Consider the following 22821-nt stretch of genomic DNA (forward strand, 5'->3'; position numbering starts at 1 on the left):
ACTCGACACCCGGCTTTGCGCGACAATGCCGGCCAGTTTCAGGAGTGAAGTATGAGCCAAACCATCGATACGCCCGTCGACGCGATCCTCGACGCCACCGGCCTCAACTGCCCGGAGCCGGTGATGATGCTGCATCAGCACATCCGCGACCTGCCGCCCGGCGGCCTGCTCAAGGTGATCGCCACCGATCCGTCGACCCGTCGCGACATCCCCAAGTTCTGCGTGTTTCTCGACCACGAACTGGTAGAGCAGCGGGAAGAGGCGGGCACCTACCTGTACTGGATTCGCAAGAAGCTCGATTAACCCCTCGAGCGGCTGATCCGGATCCGCTTGCGTGCACTGCGTGTCAGGCGGATCGACAGCATCAGTGCCGCGCAACTCAAACCGACGATCAAACCTTGCCATAGCCCGCTCGGGCCACTGGCAGTACCGAGCCAGTCGGTCAGGCCCAGGGCGTAACCCACCGGCAAGCCAATCCCCCAGTAGGCGAACAGCGTCAGGATCATCGTCACCCGAGTGTCCTGATAACCGCGCAAGGCGCCGGCCGCAGTTACCTGAATTGCATCCGAGAACTGGAACAACGCCGAATAGATGATCAGCATCGACGCGACCTGAATCACCATCGGGTCGGCGGTATAGATCGCCGCGATGTGCTCACGCAGCAGCGACATCATGCTGGCGGAGATGCAGGCATAGGCCAGCGCCGTACCCATGCCGACACCGGCGGCAAAGCGCGCCTCACGGGGCTCTTCACGCCCCAGTGCCTGGCCGACACGCACGGTCACAGCCATTGCGAGGGAGTAGGGGATCATGAACACCAGCGAGCTGAAGTTCAGGGCGATCTGGTGTCCTGCCACTACCGTGGCGCCGAGGCTGCCGATCAACAGGGCGATCACCGCGAAAATGCTCGACTCGGCGAACACGGCAATACCGATTGGCAGACCGATGCTCAGCAGGCGCTTGATCATTGCCCATTGTGGCCACTCGAAACGACTGAACAACTGGCTCGACTGATACGCCGGTGCCCAGCGGGTCCAGCCCGCCATGCCGAGCATCATCACCCACATCACGATTGCCGTGGCCCAGCCGCAACCGACACCGCCCATGGCCGGCACACCGAGGTGGCCATAAATGAACACATAGTTGAGCGGAATATTCAGCGCCAGCCCGCACAGACCCAGCACCATGCTCGGGCGGGTGCGGCCCATGCCATCGCTGAAGCAGCGCAGCACATGGTAGAGCGCAACGGCTGGCAACCCGGTGGCAATGCCGCGCAGGTATTCCATGCAAGGGCCGATCAATTCGGGATCGACCTTCATTACATGCAAAACCGGCTCGGCATTGAACAGTATCAGTGTCGCCATCAAGCCGACCACCAACGCCAGCCATAACGCCTGACGCACAATCGGGCCGATCTCGGCGTGAGTGCCGGCCCCGAAACGTTGCGCGACTTTCGGCGTCGTCGCCAGCAGCGTACCAGTCATCAGCAGGAACACAGGCACCCAAATCGAGTTGCCCAGCGCCACCGCGGCCAGATCTCGCGGCCCGACACGACCGGCCATCACCGCATCGACGAAGCCCATCGCGGTAGTGGCCAGCTGCGCGATCATGATCGGCAAGGCCAGGCCGAGCAGATTACGCAGCTCCAGACGAACCCGGGCAGGGCGGTTGAGGGAAATAGCGGCGGGGCTGTCAGTCACGGAATTCACAAGCGAAGCGTCCAGAGGTTTTGATGCGCAAGGCGGCGCATTCTACGCCTTGACACAATGGTCAGGAAAACTCCTGTGTTGCGGATTTGTAAGTGCGGAAAAACACATAGCTTCAATGCAGCTGCTACGGGAGGGCATGCAACTGAGTTCTTCGCGTCACTGGCCCCTCACCCTCAACTACGCCTACACTGCGGCTCCGCGAAAGGAGCCTGCCATGCTGATTGTTGCCGACGAAAATATCCCGCTGCTCGATGCCTTCTTTGCCGGTATCGGCGAAATCCGTCGCTTGCCGGGGCGCGCCATCGACCGCGCCGCCATCGAGCAGGCCGATGTTCTGTTAGTGCGCTCGGTGACCAACGTCGACCGTGCGCTGCTCGAAGGCAGCAACGTACGCTTTGTCGGCACCTGCACCATCGGTACCGATCACCTGGATCTTGATTACTTTCAGCAGGCTGGTATCACCTGGTCCAGCGCTCCGGGTTGTAATGCCCGTGGCGTAGTTGACTACGTTCTCGGCAGTTTGCTGACGTTGGCGGAAATCGAAGGCACTGACCTGACCCGACGCACTTATGGTGTGGTCGGCGCCGGTGAAGTGGGTGGTCGGTTGGTCAAGGTGCTACGGGGGCTGGGCTGGAACGTGCTGGTTTGCGATCCACCACGGCAAGCCGCTGAAGGGGGTGATTACGTCAGCCTGGAACAGATTGTCGAGCAGTGCGATGTCATCAGTCTGCACACCCCGCTCAGCAAAAACGGCGATCTGCCAACCTGGCACTTGTTCGATAAAACACGGTTGAACCAACTCAAATCCGGCACCTGGCTGATCAATGCCAGCCGTGGCCCGGTAGTGGACAACGCTGCCCTGCGCGAAGTGCTGCTGCAGCGTGAAGACCTGCAAGCGGTGCTGGATGTCTGGGAGGGCGAGCCGCAGGTCGATGTGGCGCTGGCTGATCTTTGCGTGCTGGCCACCCCGCATATCGCCGGCTACAGCCTCGACGGCAAACAACGCGGTACCGCGCAGATCTATCAGGCGTTTTGCGAGTACCAGGGGCAGACGCCTCAGGTCAGTCTCGATCAATTATTGCCCGCGCCGTGGTTGGCTGAAGTCAGCCTGAATGCCAGCAGCGATCCGGGCTGGGCTTTGGCTATGTTGTGCCGTGGCGTTTACGACCCGCGCCGTGACGATGCGGATTTTCGTCGTAGTCTGGTGGGCAGCGTGCAAGAGCAGCGCGCGGCGTTTGATGCCTTGCGCAAGCATTATCCAGAGCGGCGGGAGATTGATGGACTGACGGTAAGGATCAAGGGGGAGTCGCATGTCCTGCGCAATATCGTATTGGCGCTGGGGGCGGTGGCAGTCTAGGAAGCGGATTGGCCCCATCGCGAGCAAGCTCGGCTCCTACAGGATTTCGGTGTTTTTGTAGGAGCGAGGCTTGCCCGCGATGGGGCGCGCAGCGGCCCCGAAAAGTGCCCAGAAAAAACCCGGCATCAAGGCCGGGTCAAGAGGACGTGAGGCTATGTGTCAGTCTTGCTTGGCAGGCTTGACCAATCGTTGCTCCAGTTCGCGGCAAGCGCTCTGGATCATGTCTTCAGTGATCGGTACTTCGCGCCCTTTAGCGTCGATAATCGAGCAACCCAGAGATTGACCTGGCTGGGTGCGGATCACTTGAATTTTGTCATCGCTGCTATGTTGCAAGGACATGGCCTGTCTCCTCATCAGGTTGTGTGCCTACTCTAAAACCGCCAGGTGACCAAGCTGTGACAACTCCCTACAGGATTCACAAGCGGCATCCTCAGTCCATCAGAAATGTCCTCGAACTTCCAGACAGACTTTAGACCAATAACATCTAGGGTCTATTGTCAGAGGTCATATTTAACCTGACTCATTGTGATTTACAGAGAACCGGCGGATTGGTCGGTGTAGGCTTGGTGGCGTTTATCCTTTCTGGTTGTGCTATTGGATGATCTTCATGCTCTCTTCCCGTCACCGTCGCGCGATCCGCCTGGCTACTCATTTCATTGCGCCGTACCGCTGGCCGGCGTTTGGCGCTTTGCTGGCCCTGATCGTTACCGCCGGCATCACCTTGTCCATGGGGCAGGGCATTCGCCTGCTGGTGGATCAAGGCTTCATGACCCGGTCGCCGCACCTGCTCAACCAGTCCATCGGTTTGTTTCTGATGCTGGTGATGGGGTTGGCGGTGGGCACCTTCGTGCGTTTCTATCTGGTGTCCTGGATTGGCGAGCGTTGCGTGGCGGATATTCGCCGGCAGGTGTTCAACCATTTGATCTACCTGCACCCGGGCTTCTATGAGGACAACCGCAGCTCGGAAATCCAGTCGCGGTTGACCGCCGACACCACGCTGCTGCAATCGGTGATCGGCTCGTCGCTGTCGCTGTTCCTGCGTAATGCCTTGATGGTCATTGGCGGCATCGTGCTGCTGTTCATCACCAATCCCAAACTCACCAGTATCGTAGTGGTTGCCTTGCCGCTGGTGTTGGCGCCGATCCTGATCTTCGGCCGCCGGGTGCGCAGCCTGTCGCGTTTGAGCCAGGACCGTATCGCCGATGTCGGCAGTTACGTATCCGAAACCCTTGGACAGATCAAAACCGTGCAGGCCTACAACCATCAGGTGCAGGATGAGCAACGCTTCGCGGTGACCGTTGAAGAGGCGTTCGACACTGCGCGTAAACGCATCATGCAGCGGGCCTGGTTGATCACCCTGGTGATCATGCTGGTGCTCGGTGCTGTTGGGGTGATGCTCTGGGTCGGTGGCATGGACGTGATCGCCGGGCGCATTTCCAGTGGTGAACTGGCGGCCTTTGTCTTTTACAGCCTGATCGTCGGCGGTGCCTTTGGCACCTTGAGCGAAGTGATCGGCGAGTTGCAGCGGGCGGCGGGTGCGGCCGAGCGGATTGCTGAATTGTTGCGTTCGGAAAACATCATCCAGGCGCCGGTCACCGGGCGAGTCCAATTGCCGGAGCGTGTCGAAGGTAATCTGGTTTTGCAGGACCTGCGTTTCTCCTATCCGTCGCGCCCGGAAAGCTATGCCATCGACGGACTCAATCTGACCATCCAGGCCGGCGAAACCCTGGCGCTGGTCGGGCCTTCGGGTGCTGGCAAATCAACCGTTTACGATCTGCTGCTGCGTTTCTACGACCCGACGCAGGGCCGCATCCTGCTTGATGGGCACCCACTGCCCCGGCTCGACCCCATGGACCTGCGCCGCTGTTTTGCGCTGGTTTCGCAAAGCCCCGCGCTGTTTTTTGGCAGCATCGAAGAGAACATCCGCTACGGAAATCCATCGGCGACCCTGGCCCAGGTGCAAGAAGCGGCAAAAATTGCCTACGCTCACGAATTCATCGAGAAAATGCCCCACGGCTACCAGACTCACCTCGGCGACAGCGGCCTGGGTCTCTCCGGCGGACAGCGCCAGCGCCTGGCAATCGCCCGGGCGCTGCTGGTCGATGCGCCGATCCTGTTGCTGGACGAAGCCACCAGTGCCCTCGACGCCCAAAGCGAACACTTGATCCAGCAGGCCCTGCCAAGCCTGATGAAAAACCGCACCACCCTGGTCATCGCCCATCGCCTGGCCACGGTCAAAAATGCTGATCGTATTGCGGTGATGGATCAAGGAAAACTGGTAGCGATCGGCACCCATCAGGAGCTGATCGCCAGCAATGCGCTGTATGCGCAGTTGGCGGCGTTGCAGTTTAATGATGGCAAGCCTGAACTCGATGTCCGACCGTGAATGATCGTTCCCGCGCAAAGCGTGGGAACGATCAATCTACAGGGTCATTGATCATCAAAATACCGCTCATGCCAGTCCACAAGTGGTTGTGGGGCGTTGAGTTTCTGGCCGTAGATCACCGAGTAGGACAGCACGTTCTGCACGTACTGGCGGGTTTCGTCGAAGGGGATGCTTTCAACCCAGACATCGAAGCTCAGGTGATCGGCGCCTCTGAGCCATTGCCGCACGCGGGCGGGGCCTGCGTTGTAGGCGGCGGAGGCGAGTACCCGGTTACCGTTGAACTGGCTGTGGACCTGGCTCAGGTAGGCGGCACCGAGCTGGATGTTCTTGTCCGGGTCCAGTATTTGCTGCGACGAGGCCAGGGGAATGCTGAATTTTCGCGCGGTTTCCCTGGCGGTGACGGGCATCAGTTGCATCAAGCCGCTGGCGCCGACACCGGAGCGAGCGTCGTCCATGAACGCGCTTTCCTGGCGAGTGATAGCGAACACCCAGCTTGAATGCAGGCCGCGGATCCTGGCTTCTCGCACCAGGGTTTCGCGGTGGGCCATCGGGAAGCGAATGTCCAGATCATCCCAGTATTGAGCCTGGCTGATGGTGCGGATCGCCGGGAAGTACCATTTCAGGTCGTAGGCCAGTTTGGCCTGAGCGACCATTTCGTCACGGTTGAAGCGACGGCTGACGTGGTACCACTCGCGGCGCCCGTCGACGATCTGGCCACGGGCATGGAATTCCAGGGCGCGACGCACGCCCGGGGTGTTGCGGACCTTGTTGATGATCGCCTGGCTGAGCACCAGGGGTTTGTTGATCAGCGAATACGGCGACTGCGCGCGATCGGCGGCGAGGAAGCCGTAGAAATCACGCTCATGAGCGAGGTTCTTATAAAGGACCAGCGCTTCCGGATTCTGCGGCTGAGCCAGTTCCAGGCTGCGAGCCTGCCAGTAACGCCAGCGGTTGGTAGTGGCCAGGTCCTGCGGCAGTCTGCGGGTCAACTGATAGGCGTCATCCCAGCGCGCCAGGCGCAACAGCAAGCGCAGGCGCCATTCGGAGACGGTGTTGTCACGCAGTTCCGGGTCGTACTTGGTCATCACGTCGAGGGCGCGGCTGTCGAATCGTCGCGCCAGAGTCAGGCCGATTTCCCGGGCGATTGCCACTTTTTCGTCACGTGAGAAGTGCATACTGCTGGCATAGCTGTCGAGCAGGCTCATGGCGATGTCCGGATCCTGGCGTGCCAGGCGGCGCAGGCCCAGACCGACCACGTCGGACATGGCTTCATCGACGGGCGTGAAGCGCGATGGCTGGCTGAGCAGTTCCGGTCGCTGGGCGACGTCGATCAGCAATCTGCCCTGCGGGGCGAGGGTGGTCATACTGTTGACCAGGCTCTTGGCCAGCGGGTAGTTGCGGGCGTCGGCGGCCAGCTTGGCGCGCTGCCAGCGTTTCTGTTCGGTCAGCTGACCTTCTGCGGCCCACTGAGCGAACAGTGCGTCGCAAGCGGCGGGCTGGGACTTTCCTGTCAGCCAGAGCTTTTCAGTGTTGGCATAGCCTGCGGCCTTGAGGTTGTGGCCCAGCTGATATTGAGCATTGAGACAGTCCAGCTCGGTGAAATTGAGCTTGGGGTCGTAGTATTTGACGAAAGGTTGCCAGTCGCCACGCTCGGCCAGCCAGCGTAGCCAGCGCAGTTTCATCCAGTTGGCTTGCGGCAGGTCACCGTGTTCGGCGAGGAATCTCTCGATCTCGTCGTTGCTGGCGGTTTTCAGTCGGGCGGTCAGTTCGTCGTAGGCCAGGTACGGCTCCAGCGGGTAATCGCTGAGCGCTTGGCTGTATCGGAAGTACGGGCCCGAATCACCCTTGGCCAAGGCGCGCTTGGCTTCATCGTAATACTGGCGTTGTTGCGACAGGTCCACCGCCTGGGCGGATTGCACGGTAGTGGCAGAGAGAAGCAGACAAGATAAAAAGCTGAAAAGGCGACTGCGCATGAGACGTCCGGGCAGAGAAAACGTGGCAAGTGCCGACGGTGCCAACACTGATTGCCTGTAGCTTAGCCTTTTGCCAGCAGCCGGCGAAAGCTTTGCCGGTCCGCCGGTGCAAGTTCCGGGTAATTGTTGTTCAGGGTGCTGCGAAGATGAAAATGCCGGCCGCATCAAACCTCAAGTCAGGTAGAATGCGCGCCCGGTTTTTGGAGAAGCTCATGACCCTGCTCAAATTCAGCGATGTGTCCCTTGCTTTCGGCGCTATGCCGTTGTTGGACAAGGTGTCCTGGCAGATCGCCCGTGGTGAGCGGGTGTGCATCATCGGCCGCAACGGCACTGGCAAATCCAGCATGATGAAGCTGGTCAAAGGTGACCAGAAGCCCGATGACGGCTCCGTCTGGCGCGCGCCGGGGCTCAAAATCGGCGAATTACCGCAAGAATTGCCACTGGCCGACGAGCGGACTGTGTTCGACGTGGTTGCCGAGGGCCTGGACGGCGTCGGCGAGCTGCTCGCGCAGTATCACCACCTCAGCCAGAACATCGTCACTGACGCTGATCTGGACAAGCTGATGCACGTCCAGCACGACCTCGAAGCCCGTGACGGCTGGCGCTTGCAGCAATTGGTAGACAGCACCTTGAGCCGTCTGCAACTGCCGGCCGACAAGACCCTCGCCGAATTGTCCGGCGGCTGGCGTCGTCGCGTCCTGCTGGCTCAGGCGCTGGTGTCGGAACCGGATCTGCTGCTGCTCGACGAACCGACCAACCACCTGGACATTGGTGCGATTGCCTGGCTCGAAGAGGCGCTGAAGGATTTCCAGGGCGCCGTGTTGTTCATCACGCACGACCGTTCATTCCTGCAAAACCTGGCGACCCGGATCCTCGAACTGGACCGTGGCGGCCTGATCGACTGGAACGGCGACTACGCCAGCTTCCTGGTTCACAAGGAAGCCACTCTGGCAGCCGAAGAGACCGCCAACGCCTTGTTCGACAAGCGCCTGGCCCAGGAAGAAGTCTGGATCCGTCAGGGCATCAAAGCCCGTCGCACCCGTAACGAAGGCCGCGTTCGTGCCCTGAAGGCCCTGCGCGTTGAGCGTAGCGAGCGTCGTGAGCGTACCGGCAAGGCCAACATTCAGCTGGACACTGCCGACAAGTCCGGCAAGCAAGTGATGGTCCTCGAGAATGTCAGCTTCGCTCACCCGGATGGCCCGTTCCTGATCAAGGATTTCTCCATGGTCCTGCAGCGCGGCGACCGTATCGGTCTGCTGGGTGCCAACGGTACTGGCAAAACCACATTGCTGAAGCTGATGCTCAGTGGTTTGCAGCCTACCAGCGGTAAAGTTGAGGAGGGCACGCGAATCGATGTGGCCTATTTCGACCAGCTGCGCCATCAGCTGGATCTGGAAAAGACCGTGATCGATAACGTCGCCGAAGGTCGCGACTTCATCGACATTGACGGCCAAAGCCGCCACGTTCTGAGCTACCTCGGCGACTTCCTGTTCAGCCCGCAGCGTGCCCGCACGCCGGTCAAGGCGTTGTCCGGTGGTGAGCGTGCCCGTTTGTTGCTGGCCAAGCTGTTCAGTAAGCCGGCCAACTTGCTGGTACTCGACGAACCGACCAACGACCTGGATGTGGAAACCCTCGAACTGCTGGAAGAGGTCCTGCTGACCTTCCAGGGTACAGTCTTGATGGTCAGCCACGACCGGGCATTCCTCGATAACGTGGTCACCAGCACCCTGGTCTTCGAAGGTGAAGGCAAGGTTCGTGAATACGTCGGTGGTTATCAGGACTGGCTGCGTCAGGGCGGTTCGCCGCGTCTGTTGGGCGTGACCGAGAACAAGTCAGGCAAAGCCGAGCTGAACTCTGCGGTCGTTACTGCCGCACCTGCGCCAGTGGTTGCTCAAGAAGCACCAGCGGCCAAGAAAAAGCTCAGCTACAAACTGCAGCGCGAACTGGAAGCCTTGCCAGGCGATATTGAAGCCAAAGAGCAGAAAATTGCGGGTGTCGAGGCTGAAATGGCGGATGCGGGCTTCTATCAGCGTCCTGCCGCACAGACTGCTGCGGTAATCGCTCAGCTTGAGCAATTGCAGGCTGAGCTCGAAGTGTTGGTCGAGCGTTGGGCAGAGCTGGATGCCTGATTGATCTGCTAGCGGTATAAAAAAGCCCGGCCTTACCTATGTGAGCGCCGGGCTTTTTGTATGAAACACGGTTTCCCCTGAAGGGGCTCGGGTTCAGCTCTTGACCAGTCGCACAGCAAGCACATCGCAGGGTGCGCCGTGCAGGACATCATTGGCGGTGGACCCGAGCAGCAGCGCCAGCCCATGTCTGCCGTGGCTGCCGACGACAATCAGGTCGCAGCCTTGCTCCTTGGCCAGATGATGGATCTCCTGGCGTGGCTGACCGTAGGTCAAATGGCTGTTGGCCTTGGTGGCCTCCGGGTATTTCAGGATCAATCGCTCAAGACGCTCTTTGGCCTGATCGAACTGTTGTTGCTGCAATTGCGAAAGGTCCATCGGAACATCGCCGCCAAAAGCCATGGCCATGGGCTCGACTATATGGACCAGTGAGAGTTTGGCGCCGCTGCTGACTGACAGTTCACGAGCGCGCTTGATGACAGGGTCGCATTCTTCAGTGAGGTCAACAGCGACCAGGATGTGTTCATAGGACATGGACGGCGCTCCGGAGGATTGCGATGACGGTAAGTATGGCTGGTTTCAAGCGGATTGGTTTCAGTGTGGCGCAATCCGCTCCTCAAGAATCGGGAGTACACATATGACGGTCTGGATAGTGGTGTCAATCCTTGCGTTGGTTCTGAGTCCGCTGGCCTGGTTGCGACCTTCGCGCCATCAGAGCGGGCGGATGGCTCTGCGCATGGAGGCGCGGCGCATGGGTCTGGCCATGCAACTGGCCCCTCAGGAGTGGCCGCACTGGCTGGAGCCGGAGCCGCCGAGCCCTTGCGGCCAATACCATCGGCCGCGACGCAGTGTTCAAGCGGCGTGCTGGAGTTATTGGCAGACAGCGCCAGGTGTCTGGGTCAATCAGTGGCGAGAAGTTTGTCAGGATGATGCGTTGCTGGAGCATTTCAAGACGTTGCCGGCCAATGTGTTCAAGATCGAAGCGGACAAGCAAATGATTGCGTTGTATTGGGGGGAGAAGGGCGAGGCTAGTGTTTTGCAGGATATTGCAGCAGTTCTCAAAGCGCTCGCCTGAAAGCATTTCCCTGTAGCAGCAGCTTGGCGGCAGCTGCTACAGGTGCTTCGCTTGATTGGCAGGCAATAAAAAGCCCGACATCATCATCGGGCTGGAGTTGGCCAGGCAGGCCGGTAATTCGCTAAATCGCAACGGCACAGGTTCCGTGGCGCTGATCTTACGCTTGGCATTCGCTCAAAGCGTTCATGTTTTTCTTTGTGGTGCTTGCCAGCTTAGCTCGATAAACGAAGAGCGAAGCGGGTTAGGGCGACTTTTCTAAATATTGACTCTATGAATGATCAAACATGGATTGGCATGTTGATGATCTCTGCAGCGCTGGCATGACTGCAAAGTCGCGTTTCAACCAGCATTTTGGGCGATTGACAATTGCCTGAAATTCCGTGAAGGTGGCGTACCCAAATCAAACGGGCGTATGAAATGAGCGTTTGTATTACAGACGGCTCCTACAGAATCCCGACTATCGCGTTGGCGGGTGTGCCTGGCGGATTGGCGTAGCATCGACGGTAACGTCAATGCCGAGCCAGAAGTTAGCGTCCGACGTGTACTGTTCAGCTTCCATATCGTGGAGATCAGTTGATGATTTACGAAGGTAAAGCCATCACGGTTAAGGCTCTTGAAAGTGGCATCGTCGAATTGAAATTCGACCTCAAGGGTGAGTCCGTCAACAAGTTCAATCGTCTAACCCTGAACGAATTGCGTCAGGCCGTAGACACTATCAAGGCAGATGCTTCGATCAAGGGTGTGATCGTCAGCAGTGGCAAGGACGTGTTCATCGTCGGTGCCGACATCACCGAATTCGTCGACAACTTCAAGCTGCCTGATGCAGAGCTTGTTGCAGGCAACCTCGAAGCGAATAAGATTTTCAGCGATTTCGAAGACCTGAATGTTCCGACCATCGCCGCGATCAACGGCATCGCTTTGGGCGGCGGTCTGGAAATGTGCCTGGCAGCGGATTACCGCGTCATGGCCACTACCGCCAAAATCGGCCTGCCGGAAGTCAAGCTGGGCATCTACCCAGGCTTCGGCGGTACTGTACGCTTGCCACGAATCATCGGTGCCGACAACGCCATCGAATGGATTGCCGCCGGTAAGGAAAATCGTGCCGACGACGCGCTGAAAGTCGGCGCCGTCGATGCTGTGGTTGCTCCAGAGAAGCTGCAGGAAGCCGCACTGGAACTGATCAAGCGCGCCATTTCCGGCGAGTTCGATCACAAGGCCAAGCGCCAGCCGAAGCTTGAAAAGCTCAAGCTCAACGCAATCGAACAAATGATGTCTTTCGAAACCGCCAAAGGTTTCGTAGCCGGTCAGGCGGGCCCGAACTACCCGGCACCGGTCGAAGCGATCAAGACCATCCAGAAAGCCGCGAACTTCGGTCGCGACAAGGCACTGGAAATCGAAGCCGCCGGCTTCGTGAAACTGGCCAAGACCTCTGCTGCGCAGAGCTTGATCGGTCTGTTCCTGAACGATCAGGAGCTGAAGAAAAAGGCCAAGGCCTACGATGAAGTCGCCAAAGACGTGAAGCAGGCTGCCGTACTCGGCGCCGGCATCATGGGCGGCGGTATCGCGTACCAGTCGGCTTCCAAAGGCACGCCGATCCTGATGAAGGACATCAACGAGCACGGTATCGAGCAGGGCCTGGCGGAAGCCGCCAAGCTGCTGGTGAGCCGCGTTGATAAAGGTCGCATGACCGCAGCGAAAATGGCTGAAGTGCTCAACGGCATTCGTCCTACGCTGTCTTACGGTGATTTCGGTCACGTCGACCTGGTGGTCGAAGCGGTCGTCGAGAACCCCAAGGTCAAGCAAGCTGTTCTGGCTGAAGTCGAAGACAAGGTCAAAGAGGACACCATCCTCGCGTCGAACACCTCGACTATTTCCATCAGCCTGTTGGCCAAGGCCCTCAAGCGTCCGGAAAACTTCGTCGGCATGCACTTCTTCAACCCGGTGCACATGATGCCGTTGGTGGAAGTGATCCGTGGTGAGAAGTCCAGCGAACTGGCGGTTGCCACCACCGTTGCCTACGCCAAGAAAATGGGCAAGAACCCGATCGTCGTCAATGACTGCCCGGGCTTCCTGGTCAACCGTGTCCTGTTCCCGTATTTCGGCGGTTTCGCCAAGCTGGTCAGCGCCGGTGTGGACTTCGTCCGTATCGACAAGATCATGGAAAAATTCGGCTGGCCGATGGGTCCTGCGTACCTGATGGACGTTGTCGGTATCGACACCGGTCACCACGGTCGTGACGTGATGGCTGAAGGCTTCCCGGACCGCATGAAGGACGATCGCCGCTCGGCCGTCGACGTGCTCTACGAAGCCAAGCGCCTGGGCCAGAAGAACGGCAAGGGCTTCTACGCCTATGAGGCCGACAAGAGCGGCAAGCAGAAGAAGGTCGCCGACCCGTCGGTGCTGGAAGTGCTCAAGCCGATCGTCTTCGAGCAGCGTGAAGTGACCGACGAAGACATCATCAACTGGATGATGATCCCGCTTTGCCTGGAAACCGTGCGTTGCCTGGAAGACGGCATCGTTGAAACCGCTGCCGAAGCCGACATGGGTCTGGTCTACGGTATTGGTTTCCCTCCATTCCGTGGCGGCGCGCTGCGTTACATCGATTCCATCGGTGTTGCAGAGTTCGTTGCCCTGGCTGACCAGTACGCTGATCTGGGCGCCCTGTACCACCCGACCGCGAAGCTGCGTGAAATGGCCCAGAACGGCCAGCGCTTCTTCGGTTAAGCGCCCACACTAGAGCGAGAGTGAACTATATGAGCTTGAATCCTAGAGACGTCGTGATTGTCGACTTCGGTCGCACCCCGATGGGCCGCTCCAAGGGCGGCATGCACCGCAACACCCGTGCCGAAGACATGTCGGCGCACCTGATCAGCAAGCTGCTGGAACGTAACGTCAAGGTTGATCCGGCTGAAGTCGAAGACGTGATCTGGGGCTGCGTCAACCAGACCCTGGAGCAGGGCTGGAACATCGCCCGTATGGCGTCCCTGATGACTCAGATCCCTCACACCGCTGCCGGCCAGACGGTCAGCCGCCTGTGTGGCTCCTCGATGAGTGCGTTGCACACCGCTGCGCAAGCGATCATGACCGGCAATGGTGACGTGTTCGTCGTTGGCGGCGTCGAGCATATGGGCCATGTGAGCATGATGCACGGTGTCGATCCGAACCCGCACATGTCGCTGTACGCGGCAAAAGCCTCGGGCATGATGGGCCTGACCGCAGAAATGCTCGGCAAGATGCACGGCATCACCCGTGAGCAGCAGGATGCCTTTGGCGTGCGTTCCCACCAGCTCGCCCATAAAGCGACCGTGGAAGGAAAGTTCAAAGACGAAATCATCCCGATGCAGGGTTACGACGAGAACGGTTTCCTGAAACTGTTCGACTACGACGAAACCATCCGTCCGGAAACTACCCTGGAAAGCCTGGCGGTATTGAAGCCAGCGTTCAACCCCAAGGGTGGTACCGTGACGGCGGGTACTTCCTCGCAGATCACTGATGGTGCTTCGTGCATGATCGTGATGTCGGCGCAGCGTGCTCAGGACCTGGGTATCCAGCCAATGGCGGTCATTCGCTCGATGGCAGTGGCAGGTGTGGACCCGGCGATCATGGGCTATGGTCCAGTACCGGCAACACAGAAAGCACTGAAGCGTGCAGGTTTGGGTATTGCTGATATCGACTTCTTCGAACTCAACGAAGCGTTCGCTGCACAGGCGCTGCCGGTGCTGAAAGATTTGAAAGTGCTCGACAAGATGAACGAGAAGGTTAACCTGCACGGCGGCGCGATTGCTTTGGGCCATCCATTCGGTTGTTCCGGTGCGCGTATCTCCGGCACCTTGCTCAATGTGATGAAGCAAAATGGCGGCACCTTCGGTGTGTCCACCATGTGCATTGGTCTCGGCCAGGGTATTGCCACCGTCTTCGAACGCGTTTAAGCGTTTCGTCGATGGAAGCCGGGGCCTTGTGCCCCGGTTTTTGTTTTTCTGAAGATTTATTTTTTATGTGCAGGAGGGCCAGAACATGAATTTACTACCCGGGCTCTATGAGCATTACAAGGGGCCGCAATACCGTGTTTTCGCAGTCGCGCGGCATTCCGAAACCGAAGAAGAAGTGGTGTTCTACCAAGCTCTGTATGGCGATTACGGCTTTTGGGTGCGTCCCCTGAGCATGTTCCTGGAGTCGGTCGAAGTTGACGGCGAGCAGGTGCCACGCTTTGCTTTGGTTCAGGCCGAACCAAGCCTTTTTTCCAGGCCATAAGCGCAGGGCGCGCAGAACCCTGCGCTTGACCTCACCTTGTTGCCACTATATATAGCGGTGCCGCGTCAGGCGCCAATCGCCTTTCACTTCTAGAATTCAGGAATTTTCTGATCCATGGGCAAATCGCTGGTCATTGTGGAATCCCCGGCTAAGGCCAAGACCATCAACAAGTATCTGGGCAACCAATACGTGGTGAAGTCGAGTATCGGCCATATCCGAGACCTGCCCACCAGCGGTTCGGCTAGCGCCAGCAAAGAGCCTGCTGCCAAGCGTGGCAAGGCCGCCGCAGGTGAAGCGCCCGCGCTCTCTCCGAAAGAGAAGGCGCGCAAGCAGCTGGTCTCGCGCATGGGCGTCGATCCGGATCATGGCTGGAAAGCCAAGTACGAGATCCTTCCCGGCAAGGAAAAAGTCATCGAAGAGCTGCGCCGGCTCGCCAAAGATGCTGACACCATCTATCTCGCAACCGACTTGGATCGCGAAGGGGAAGCCATTGCCTGGCACCTGCGCGAAGCCATCGGTGGTGATGACAGTCGCTATAAGCGCGTGGTGTTCAACGAAATCACCAAGAAGGCGATTCAGGAGGCCTTCTCCCAGCCAGGCGAGCTGGACATCGATCGGGTCAATGCCCAGCAAGCGCGTCGTTTCCTCGACCGCGTGGTGGGCTACATGGTCTCGCCGCTGCTGTGGCAGAAGATCGCCCGTGGTTTGTCCGCAGGTCGTGTGCAATCGGTTGCGGTGAAGCTGGTCGTTGAGCGTGAGCGCGAAATTCGTGCGTTCAACCCGGAAGAGTATTGGGAAGTCCATGCGGACCTCGGTACCACCAAGGGCGCCAACGTGCGTTTTGAAGTGGCCCGTGAAAACGGCGAAGCCTTCAAGCCGCTCAACGAAACCCATGCCATGGCCGCACTGGAAAAGCTCAAGGCTTCCAGTTACACCATTGCCAAGCGTGAAGACAAGCCGACCAGCAGCAAGCCGTCGGCACCGTTCATTACTTCCACCCTGCAACAGGCCGGTAGCAACCGCTTGGGCTTTGGTGTGAAGAAAACCATGATGATGGCTCAGCGTCTGTACGAAGCGGGTTACATCACTTATATGCGTACCGACTCGACCAATCTCTCGGTCGATGCCGTGGAAATGGCGCGTACTTACATTGAAGGCGAGTTCGGCAGCAAATACCTGCCGGCCGCGCCGAACGTCTACGGCAGCAAGGAAGGCGCGCAAGAGGCCCACGAAGCAATTCGTCCTTCCGACGTGAATACCCATCCAAGCAAGCTGGTGGGTATGGAACGTGACGCTGAGCGCCTCTACGAGCTGATCTGGCGCCAGTTCGTCGCTTGCCAGATGCTGCCGGCGCAATACCTGTCGACCACCGTCAGCGTCACTGCCGGCACCTTCGAGCTGCGGGCCAAGGGTCGTATCCTCAAATTCGACGGCTACACCCGCGTCATGCCGCAAATGACCAAGCCGGGCGACGACGATGTGCTGCCAGACATGGCCCAGGGCGATGTCATGAAGCTGATCAAGCTCGACCCGAGCCAGCACTTCACCAAGCCGCCTGCGCGTTATTCCGAAGCGAGCCTGGTCAAGGAAATGGAAAAGCGCGGTATCGGTCGTCCTTCGACCTACGCGGCGATCATTTCGACGATCCAGGACCGTGGCTACGTTGCACTGCATAACCGTCGTTTCTACTCCGAAAAGATGGGTGACATCGTTACCGAGCGACTGTCCGAGAGCTTCTCCAACCTGATGGATTACGGTTTCACCGCCGGTATGGAAGAGAATCTCGATGACGTCGCCCAGGGCGAACGCGACTGGAAAAACGTGCTCGACGAGTTCTACGGCGACTTCAAGAAGAAACTCGAAGTGGCTGAAGGCGCGGAAAGCGGCATGCGTGCCAACGAACCGGTCATGACCGACATCCCGTGCGTCCAGTGCGGTCGTGCGATGCAGATCCGCACCGCCTCGACTGGCGTTTTCCTCGGTTGCTCGGGCTACAGTCTGCCGCCAAAGGAGCGTTGCAAGGCTACCGTCAACCTCGTTCCGGGCGATGAAATCGCCGCCGATGACGAGGGCGAGTCGGAGTCTCTGGTACTGCGCGGCAAGCACCGTTGCCCGATCTGCAGCACGGCGATGGATGCCTACCTGCTGGACGAGAAGCGCAAACTGCACATCTGCGGAAACAATCCGGATTGCGTAGGTTTCGAGATCGAAGAGGGTAATTATCGCATCAAGGGCTACGAAGGCCCGAGCCTGGAGTGCGACAAGTGTGGCAGCGAGATGCAGCTCAAGACTGGCCGTTTCGGCAAGTTCTTCGGTTGTACCAACGCGACCTGCAAGAACACTCGTAAACTGCTGAAAAGCGGCGACGCAGCGCCGCCGAAGATGGATCCGGTGAAAATGCCGGAACTCAAGTGCGAGAAGGTCAACGACACTTACATTCTGCGTGACGGTGCCTCCGGTCTGTTCCTGGCGGCGAGCCAGTTCCCGAAAAACCGCGAGACCCGTGCTCCGCTGGTAATCGAGATTGTGCCGCACAAGGACGAGATCGATCCGAAGTACCACTTCCTCTGCGAAGCGCCGAAGAAGGATCCGGACGGCCTGCCTGCCGTGATCCGTTACAGCCGCAAGACCAAAGAGCAGTACGTGCAGACTGAGGTTGACGGTAAACCGACTGGCTGGAAGGCATATTACGACGGCGGCAAGTGGACGGTTGAAGACAAGCGTCCATCAGCCAAGGCTTAAAAGGCGCTGTACACAAAAGGCCGCATGACAACCCTCGGGTTTTCATGCGGCCTTTTGTTTTGTGCTTGCGGGAAGCGGAGGTGATCCATGACACTGTCTGACCTGCGTGAAGCAATTATTTCGTTGTGGAGGCTGCCGTCATGGCCCACGAGCTCTATACCCGTACCAATCAGAAAATTTATTTCGCCGGTCTTTCATTGGAAGCGCTGGCCAGAGCCGAAGAGGGGCGGGCGATTAACTCCCAGGCGCTGGTTCAGGCGTGGCGCGAGTCGGTGTTGTTTCACCTGTACGGTGCGTTGCTTGGTTTGTGTCATGAGATTGCGGGCTTTTACCGCCTGCCTCAGGCCAATGCGCCACGGGCGGAAATGCTACTGACTCGCGAAGTACTCGAAACCATTGCCATTCCCGAGCTGGCTGAATTGGTGGAATTGGCGCAAAACCCTGAAACCTGGCTGGCGAAGCTGCTGGCGGCGCATGCTGCGCTGTTTCAGCCGCCACGAGCGCCGCACAAACCCAAGGGCGATGTGACGCAGCCGTTGATCGTTGCGGTCAACCTCGATGAGGAAGTGGAGTCAGAGTTGAGTCGGGAAGAATTGGAAAGCTGGCGTCAGAACCTGAAAGAGCTGGCGATTCGGTTTCGGGATGGGCTTAACGAGTGCTGAGGCGACCTGTAGCAGCTGCCGAACGCAGGCTTCGCCAGCTGCTACAAGGACGCAGGCTTCGCCAGCTGCTACAATGCCGGCCTTTCGTGGAGAACAGACCTTTATGCCAACGTCCTTTCTAGAAATTGTTGAGTTGCCTGACGGCCGTATCGAGCTGCGCAGGGCTGAGGACGAGGGTTCTCTGGTTACTTTGAATTTTTCCGAAGATGCCAAAGCGTTTCTGCAAGGTCAGCACGTTGAAGTGGCGAAGGCCATGTTGAGCGTTGGTGTGCAGATGGCTGGACGTCTGGTTGAAGGCGAATTTGAGAGAGAAGACGGGCCACGGATTCTTCACTGAGTCCGTTTGTCGGTTTTTTTGGTGCAATTCGTCGCTTCAAATCGGCTTCTCTATTCTTGAGAAGCCCCATGGTATTCAAGTTTCGTTACAGTCCTGTTGATCAACCCAGACGAATATTCAGGCTTTGCGCGTCCCCTGTGCGGGCAGCGCTGATCAGCTGTTGCCGTGCGCTGGGCGCCAGTGGGTTGAGCCAGCTGACAACAGTGTGGCTGCGGCCCAGGCGCAACGCCTCGCAAGTCAGTTGCTGAGCGCTTTGTGTGCCTCGTGGTTGCAGTAGCAAAATCCGCTCGCGGTTCAATCCTGCGTCCCGTAGCCAGGCCTGGGTCAGGCTCGATGGCGGGGCAATCAGTGTCAGCCAGCGAGCGTCCTGGTCCTGGCTCAACTCTCTGAGAATAGGGGCCAGCAGGTTCAGGCAGTTCCCGGCTGCACCGCGTAACGACAGTTCACTGAAAGCTTCGGGTTCGGCGCTCCAGGGCGACTCGACCACGTCTTTGAGGATCGGGGCGAGTGGCTGCGCCATAAACGCCTCGAACAGTGACAGTTGTGCTTGCTGTGGTGTGTGTGGGAACTGCATAAAGCCTCCTTTAGCGGCGAATGACGCCGACACTCAAGCCTTCGATCACCAGGTCCTGATCTTTCAGGTTCACTTCGATAGGGGCGAACTCGGGGTTTTCGGCAATCAGCCAGACTTTGCTGCCTTCACGCTTGAAGCGTTTCACGGTGACTTCATCGCCGATCCGGGCAACCACGATCTGGCCATTGCGCGCTTCGCGAGTGGTATGTACAGCGAGCAGATCACCGTCGAAAATGCCGACGTCTTTCATGCTCATGCCGTGTACGCGTAGCAGGTAGTCGGCGCGAGGATGGAAGAAAGCAGGGTTGATGTTGCAGGATTCTTCGATGTGCTGCTGTGCGAGAATCGGTGCGCCGGCGGCAACCCGGCCGATGATCGGCAGGGTAGAGTCATCGCCTGCCTTGGCTTCGAAGCCTGGGATGCGAATTCCGCGGGAAGCGCCTGGCGTCATCTCGATTGCACCCTTGCGGGCCAGTGCCTTGAGGTGTTCTTCAGCGGCGTTGGGTGACTTGAAACCCAGCTCCTGAGCGATTTCCGCGCGAGTCGGCGGGTAGCCGTTGTCTTCGAGGCAGCGTTTGATAAAAGCCAGAATCTCAGCTTGGCGTGGCGTCAGTTTTAGCATTTCGATCGCTCTGTCTTTTTATACAGTGACTGGGATTATATACAGTGGATCGTTCTTGGCAATCCTCCTTTTTATCCAGTCCGCCGGGCGGTCGAATTGCAGCTGATCGTGCCGTGAGTTGCAGGACTGACTACACAGTCAGACTTGTGTGATTTAATAGGTGACTGACCGGCCGGAAAACGGACAGGCAGGCTTGACAAGGTAAAGTCTGAAACGTATGTTTCAAACAAGTGTTTGTCAGGCGGAGTAGCCATGGCCCAGTCCGAAACCGTTGAACGTATTCTCGATGCTGCCGAGCAGTTGTTCGCGGAAAAAGGGTTTGCCGAAACCTCATTACGGCTGATCACCAGCAAGGCCGGGGTTAACCTGGCGGCGGTGAACTATCATTTCGGTTCAAAAAAAGCGCTGATTCAGGCGGTTTTTTCGCGTTTCCTCGGTCCCTTCTGCGTCAGTCTCGATCGCGAGCTCGAGCGGCGTCAGGCCAAGCCGGACAACAAGCCGAGCCTGGAAGAACTGCTGGAAATCCTCGTCGAGCAAGCTCTGGTGGTTCAGCCACGCAGTGGCAACGACCTCTCTATTTTCATGCGTTTGCTGGGGCTGGCTTTCAGTCAGAGCCAGGGGCACTTGCGTCGCTATCTGGAAGACATGTACGGCAAGGTGTTCCGCCGCTACATGATGCTGGTCAACGAGGCCGCGCCGCGTATTCCACCTATCGAACTGTTCTGGCGCGTGCATTTCATGCTGGGTGCAGCGGCGTTCAGCATGTCGGGTATCAAAGCCCTGCGGGCAATTGCCGAGACCGATTTTGGGGTCAATACCTCGATTGAGCAGGTAATGCGTTTGATGGTGCCGTTTCTGGCGGCCGGTATGCGCGCTGAAACCGGCGTCACCGATGATGGCATGGCCACCGCACAGCTAAGACCGCGCAGTAAATCGACCCCAGCGGTCGCCAAGGTTTAGCCGCACACGGGTGGGCGCGACTGCTTACATCCGCTAAGCTAGCCGCCCATGCCGACTCCAGTTTTAGATCCGCTCCATATCCTCTGCGCCGGCCCTCTGTTGCCGGGCTTTGCCTGTGGCGATCCGGTCGTGCGTCTGCATCGGGCCGGGCTCATCGTTGATGTGCCGTGCGCGCATCCCGTTATTAAGGAATTTCTATGACATCTGGCCTGCAAGGCTCCTTGATGGTGGACGTCGCCGGTACCTGGCTGACGGCTGAAGATCGCCAATTGTTGCGCCAACCCGAAGTGGGTGGCTTGATCATTTTTGCGCGCAATATCGAGCATCCGCGCCAGGTGCGTGAGCTGAGTGCATCGATCCGCGCCGTGCGTGCGGACCTGCTGTTGGCGGTAGACCAGGAAGGCGGTCGGGTACAACGTCTACGCCAGGGCTTTGTGCGTTTGCCGGCGATGCGGGCGATTGCCGATAACCCCAATGCCGAGTATCTGGCCGAGCAGTGTGGCTGGATCATGGCGACTGAAGTGCTGGCGGTCGGCCTCGACTTGAGTTTCGCTCCGGTACTGGACCTGGACTATCAGCGCAGCGCTGTCGTGGGCAGTCGTTCATTTGAAGGGGATCCAGAGCGCGCGGCTTTACTGGCGGGAGCTTTTATTCGCGGAATGAACAGCGCCGGTATGGCTGCCACCGGCAAGCACTTTCCCGGTCACGGCTGGGCGGAGGCTGATTCCCATGTGGCCATCCCGACCGACGAGCGCAGCCTGGAAGACATTCGCGCCAATGACCTGGTGCCGTTTGCCCGTTTGAGCAAACAGTTGGCGGCGGTGATGCCGGCCCACGTTATCTACCCTCAAGTCGATTCTCAACCTGCTGGTTTCTCTCGCCGTTGGTTGCAGGACATCCTGCGCGGTGAATTGCAATTTGATGGCGTCATCTTCAGCGATGACCTGTCCATGGCCGGTGCTCACGTAGTTGGCGATGCGGCGAGTCGAATCGAGGCGGCGCTGTCGGCCGGTTGCGATATGGGGCTGGTGTGTAACGATCGTGCGGCTGCCGAGCTGGCCTTGAGCGCCGCCCAGCGATTGAAGGTCACGCCGTCTGCGCGTATCGCGCGAATGCGCGGCAAAGCGTTCGCGACTACCGAATACCGCCAGGATCCGCGCTGGCTGGCGGCCCTTGGCGCGCTCAAAGATGCCCAACTGATTGATTAAGGATTTTTGCAATGACGGTTTACGCGATTATTGGTGGCACTGGACTCACTCAGCTCGAAGGCTTGAGCATTCGCCAATCGTTGCCGCTGGATACGCCGTACGGGACGCCTTCGGCGGACATCCAGTTCGGCGAATACGCCGGGCGTGAAGTGCTGTTTCTGGCGCGTCACGGCCATCCTCACCGTTTTCCACCGCATCAGGTGAATTACCGGGCCAATATCTGGGCCTTGAAACAGGCGGGTGCCGAGGCGATTCTGGCGGTCAACGCAGTGGGCGGAATTCATGCGGCAATGGGCACAGGGCATTTTTGTGTCCCCCACCAGCTCATTGACTACACCAGCGGTCGTGAACACACCTACTTTGCCGATGATCTTGAGCAGGTCACTCACATCGACTTCAGCTATCCCTACAGCGAACCACTGCGAGAGAAGCTGATCGCCGCGCTGGCGGCTGAGGGTTGTGCCTACAGCAGTCATGGCGTGTATGCCTGCACCCAGGGGCCGCGTCTGGAAACCGTAGCCGAGATCGCCCGACTGGAGCGCGATGGTTGCGATATCGTTGGCATGACCGGCATGCCGGAAGCTGCACTGGCTCGTGAGCTGGATGTGGCTTACGCGTGTCTGGCGCTGGTGGTGAACCCGGCGGCGGGCAAGTCCACCGCGGTGATCACCATGGCCGAGATCGAGCAAGCGTTGCAGGACGGTATGGGCAAGGTCAAATCGACCCTGGCGCGGGTGTTGGCGGGCTGAGTTGTAGGAGCAGAGCTTGCTCCGGGCGGCGTTCCGACGATGACGATCTCAAGGACGCCATCGCCGGCAAGCCGTGCTCCTACAGGATAG

20 protein-coding genes are annotated in these 22821 nt (G+C 58.8%); 14 read left to right on the forward strand and 6 right to left on the reverse strand.

Annotated elements, in window-relative coordinates; all coding sequences use genetic code 11:
* The first annotated feature begins 63 nt into the window (after positions 1-63).
* Positions 64-303 carry a sulfurtransferase TusA gene (tusA, locus tag AC07O1_RS09665; RefSeq protein ID WP_495088669.1) on the forward strand — a complete coding sequence of 80 codons (240 nt, stop codon included), beginning with the start codon at positions 64-66 and terminating at the stop codon, positions 301-303.
* Here the strand turns inward: tusA and AC07O1_RS09670 are convergent.
* A complete protein-coding gene (locus AC07O1_RS09670; protein WP_495088625.1) occupies positions 300-1709 on the reverse strand; it encodes an MATE family efflux transporter in 1410 nt (469 codons plus the stop codon). The genes tusA and AC07O1_RS09670 overlap by 4 nt on opposite strands.
* A gap of 214 nt (positions 1710-1923) precedes the next feature.
* On the opposite strand from AC07O1_RS09670, the gene pdxB reads away from it, so the two are divergent.
* Positions 1924-3066, forward strand: coding sequence for a 4-phosphoerythronate dehydrogenase PdxB (gene pdxB, locus AC07O1_RS09675; protein ID WP_495088626.1), 1143 nt, complete (start codon positions 1924-1926; stop codon positions 3064-3066).
* A 159-nt stretch (positions 3067-3225) separates the two neighbouring features.
* On the opposite strand, the gene AC07O1_RS09680 is transcribed toward pdxB, so the two are convergent.
* The gene (locus AC07O1_RS09680) at positions 3226-3405 is read right to left on the reverse strand and encodes a PA1571 family protein (RefSeq protein ID WP_494992315.1); all 180 of its coding nucleotides are present in this window, start codon (positions 3403-3405) and stop codon (positions 3226-3228) included.
* Positions 3406-3673: 268 nt separating this feature from the next.
* Between AC07O1_RS09680 and AC07O1_RS09685 the strand changes: the two genes are divergently transcribed.
* Entirely contained in the window at positions 3674-5452 is a 1779-nt protein-coding gene (locus tag AC07O1_RS09685; RefSeq protein ID WP_495088627.1) for an ABC transporter transmembrane domain-containing protein, read from the forward strand.
* Between the two features lie 44 nt (positions 5453-5496).
* On the opposite strand, the gene AC07O1_RS09690 is transcribed toward AC07O1_RS09685, so the two are convergent.
* Positions 5497-7425 (reverse strand): transglycosylase SLT domain-containing protein, encoded by a 1929-nt coding sequence (locus tag AC07O1_RS09690; protein WP_494992313.1) that lies wholly within the window; start codon positions 7423-7425, stop codon positions 5497-5499.
* Between the two features lie 212 nt (positions 7426-7637).
* On the opposite strand from AC07O1_RS09690, the gene AC07O1_RS09695 reads away from it, so the two are divergent.
* Positions 7638-9554 carry an ATP-binding cassette domain-containing protein gene (locus AC07O1_RS09695; RefSeq protein ID WP_495088628.1) on the forward strand — a complete coding sequence of 639 codons (1917 nt, stop codon included), beginning with the start codon at positions 7638-7640 and terminating at the stop codon, positions 9552-9554.
* A 93-nt stretch (positions 9555-9647) separates the two neighbouring features.
* On the opposite strand, the gene AC07O1_RS09700 is transcribed toward AC07O1_RS09695, so the two are convergent.
* On the reverse strand, positions 9648-10085 hold the full coding sequence (locus tag AC07O1_RS09700) for a universal stress protein (protein ID WP_494992311.1): 438 nt from the start codon (positions 10083-10085) through the stop codon (positions 9648-9650).
* A gap of 103 nt (positions 10086-10188) precedes the next feature.
* Between AC07O1_RS09700 and AC07O1_RS09705 the strand changes: the two genes are divergently transcribed.
* The 7 genes from AC07O1_RS09705 to AC07O1_RS09735 all read left to right on the forward strand — a co-directional run bounded on the left by AC07O1_RS09705 (position 10189) and on the right by AC07O1_RS09735 (position 18618).
* Complete coding sequence (locus tag AC07O1_RS09705) at positions 10189-10626, forward strand: hypothetical protein (RefSeq protein WP_494992310.1); 438 nt, start codon at positions 10189-10191, stop codon at positions 10624-10626.
* A 576-nt stretch (positions 10627-11202) separates the two neighbouring features.
* Positions 11203-13350, forward strand: coding sequence for a fatty acid oxidation complex subunit alpha FadB (gene fadB, locus AC07O1_RS09710; protein WP_494992309.1), 2148 nt, complete (start codon positions 11203-11205; stop codon positions 13348-13350).
* A gap of 29 nt (positions 13351-13379) precedes the next feature.
* The gene (fadA, locus tag AC07O1_RS09715; protein ID WP_495088629.1) at positions 13380-14555 is read left to right on the forward strand and encodes an acetyl-CoA C-acyltransferase FadA; all 1176 of its coding nucleotides are present in this window, start codon (positions 13380-13382) and stop codon (positions 14553-14555) included.
* An 85-nt stretch (positions 14556-14640) separates the two neighbouring features.
* On the forward strand, positions 14641-14877 hold the full coding sequence (locus AC07O1_RS09720; RefSeq protein WP_494992307.1) for a DUF1653 domain-containing protein: 237 nt from the start codon (positions 14641-14643) through the stop codon (positions 14875-14877).
* 114 nt (positions 14878-14991) lie between these two features.
* On the forward strand, positions 14992-17619 hold the full coding sequence (topA, locus tag AC07O1_RS09725; RefSeq protein ID WP_495010573.1) for a type I DNA topoisomerase: 2628 nt from the start codon (positions 14992-14994) through the stop codon (positions 17617-17619).
* Between the two features lie 140 nt (positions 17620-17759).
* On the forward strand, positions 17760-18281 hold the full coding sequence (locus AC07O1_RS09730) for a DUF6586 family protein (protein WP_495088630.1): 522 nt from the start codon (positions 17760-17762) through the stop codon (positions 18279-18281).
* Positions 18282-18384: 103 nt separating this feature from the next.
* The gene (locus tag AC07O1_RS09735; RefSeq protein ID WP_495012621.1) at positions 18385-18618 is read left to right on the forward strand and encodes a hypothetical protein; all 234 of its coding nucleotides are present in this window, start codon (positions 18385-18387) and stop codon (positions 18616-18618) included.
* 100 nt (positions 18619-18718) lie between these two features.
* On the opposite strand, the gene sulA is transcribed toward AC07O1_RS09735, so the two are convergent.
* Both sulA and lexA read right to left on the reverse strand, forming a co-directional pair.
* A complete protein-coding gene (gene sulA, locus AC07O1_RS09740; protein WP_495088631.1) occupies positions 18719-19192 on the reverse strand; it encodes an SOS-induced cell division inhibitor SulA in 474 nt (157 codons plus the stop codon).
* 10 nt (positions 19193-19202) lie between these two features.
* Positions 19203-19814, reverse strand: a complete 612-nt coding sequence (lexA, locus tag AC07O1_RS09745; protein WP_494992302.1) for a transcriptional repressor LexA — start codon at positions 19812-19814, stop codon at positions 19203-19205.
* Positions 19815-20066: 252 nt separating this feature from the next.
* Here lexA and AC07O1_RS09750 point away from each other — a divergent pair, with 252 nt between their 5' ends.
* The 3 genes from AC07O1_RS09750 (at position 20067) to AC07O1_RS09760 (ending at position 22731) form a co-directional block, all read left to right on the forward strand.
* Positions 20067-20774 carry a TetR/AcrR family transcriptional regulator gene (locus AC07O1_RS09750; RefSeq protein ID WP_494992301.1) on the forward strand — a complete coding sequence of 236 codons (708 nt, stop codon included), beginning with the start codon at positions 20067-20069 and terminating at the stop codon, positions 20772-20774.
* Between the two features lie 209 nt (positions 20775-20983).
* Positions 20984-21982, forward strand: a complete 999-nt coding sequence (nagZ, locus tag AC07O1_RS09755) for a beta-N-acetylhexosaminidase (protein ID WP_495088670.1) — start codon at positions 20984-20986, stop codon at positions 21980-21982.
* An 11-nt stretch (positions 21983-21993) separates the two neighbouring features.
* Positions 21994-22731 (forward strand): S-methyl-5'-thioinosine phosphorylase, encoded by a 738-nt coding sequence (locus AC07O1_RS09760; protein ID WP_495088632.1) that lies wholly within the window; start codon positions 21994-21996, stop codon positions 22729-22731.
* Positions 22732-22821: the final 90 nt, after the last annotated feature.

It is taken from the genome of Pseudomonas sp. GW821-FHT07G10, from assembly GCF_059418545.1.

Excerpts from the sequence above, each read along its gene's own strand:
- pdxB (WP_495088626.1), top strand. The coding sequence starts at position 1,924 with ATGCTGATTGTTGCCGACGAAAATATCCCGCTGCTCGATGCCTTCTTT.
- AC07O1_RS09680 (WP_494992315.1), bottom strand. The coding sequence starts at position 3,405 with ATGTCCTTGCAACATAGCAGCGATGACAAAATTCAAGTGATCCGCACC.
- AC07O1_RS09685 (WP_495088627.1), top strand. The coding sequence starts at position 3,674 with ATGCTCTCTTCCCGTCACCGTCGCGCGATCCGCCTGGCTACTCATTTC.
- AC07O1_RS09690 (WP_494992313.1), bottom strand. The coding sequence starts at position 7,425 with ATGCGCAGTCGCCTTTTCAGCTTTTTATCTTGTCTGCTTCTCTCTGCC.
- AC07O1_RS09695 (WP_495088628.1), top strand. The coding sequence starts at position 7,638 with ATGACCCTGCTCAAATTCAGCGATGTGTCCCTTGCTTTCGGCGCTATG.
- AC07O1_RS09700 (WP_494992311.1), bottom strand. The coding sequence starts at position 10,085 with ATGTCCTATGAACACATCCTGGTCGCTGTTGACCTCACTGAAGAATGC.
- AC07O1_RS09705 (WP_494992310.1), top strand. The coding sequence starts at position 10,189 with ATGACGGTCTGGATAGTGGTGTCAATCCTTGCGTTGGTTCTGAGTCCG.
- fadB (WP_494992309.1), top strand. The coding sequence starts at position 11,203 with ATGATTTACGAAGGTAAAGCCATCACGGTTAAGGCTCTTGAAAGTGGC.
- fadA (WP_495088629.1), top strand. The coding sequence starts at position 13,380 with ATGAGCTTGAATCCTAGAGACGTCGTGATTGTCGACTTCGGTCGCACC.
- AC07O1_RS09720 (WP_494992307.1), top strand. The coding sequence starts at position 14,641 with ATGAATTTACTACCCGGGCTCTATGAGCATTACAAGGGGCCGCAATAC.
- topA (WP_495010573.1), top strand. The coding sequence starts at position 14,992 with ATGGGCAAATCGCTGGTCATTGTGGAATCCCCGGCTAAGGCCAAGACC.
- AC07O1_RS09730 (WP_495088630.1), top strand. The coding sequence starts at position 17,760 with ATGGCCCACGAGCTCTATACCCGTACCAATCAGAAAATTTATTTCGCC.
- AC07O1_RS09735 (WP_495012621.1), top strand. The coding sequence starts at position 18,385 with ATGCCAACGTCCTTTCTAGAAATTGTTGAGTTGCCTGACGGCCGTATC.
- sulA (WP_495088631.1), bottom strand. The coding sequence starts at position 19,192 with ATGCAGTTCCCACACACACCACAGCAAGCACAACTGTCACTGTTCGAG.
- lexA (WP_494992302.1), bottom strand. The coding sequence starts at position 19,814 with ATGCTAAAACTGACGCCACGCCAAGCTGAGATTCTGGCTTTTATCAAA.
- AC07O1_RS09750 (WP_494992301.1), top strand. The coding sequence starts at position 20,067 with ATGGCCCAGTCCGAAACCGTTGAACGTATTCTCGATGCTGCCGAGCAG.
- AC07O1_RS09760 (WP_495088632.1), top strand. The coding sequence starts at position 21,994 with ATGACGGTTTACGCGATTATTGGTGGCACTGGACTCACTCAGCTCGAA.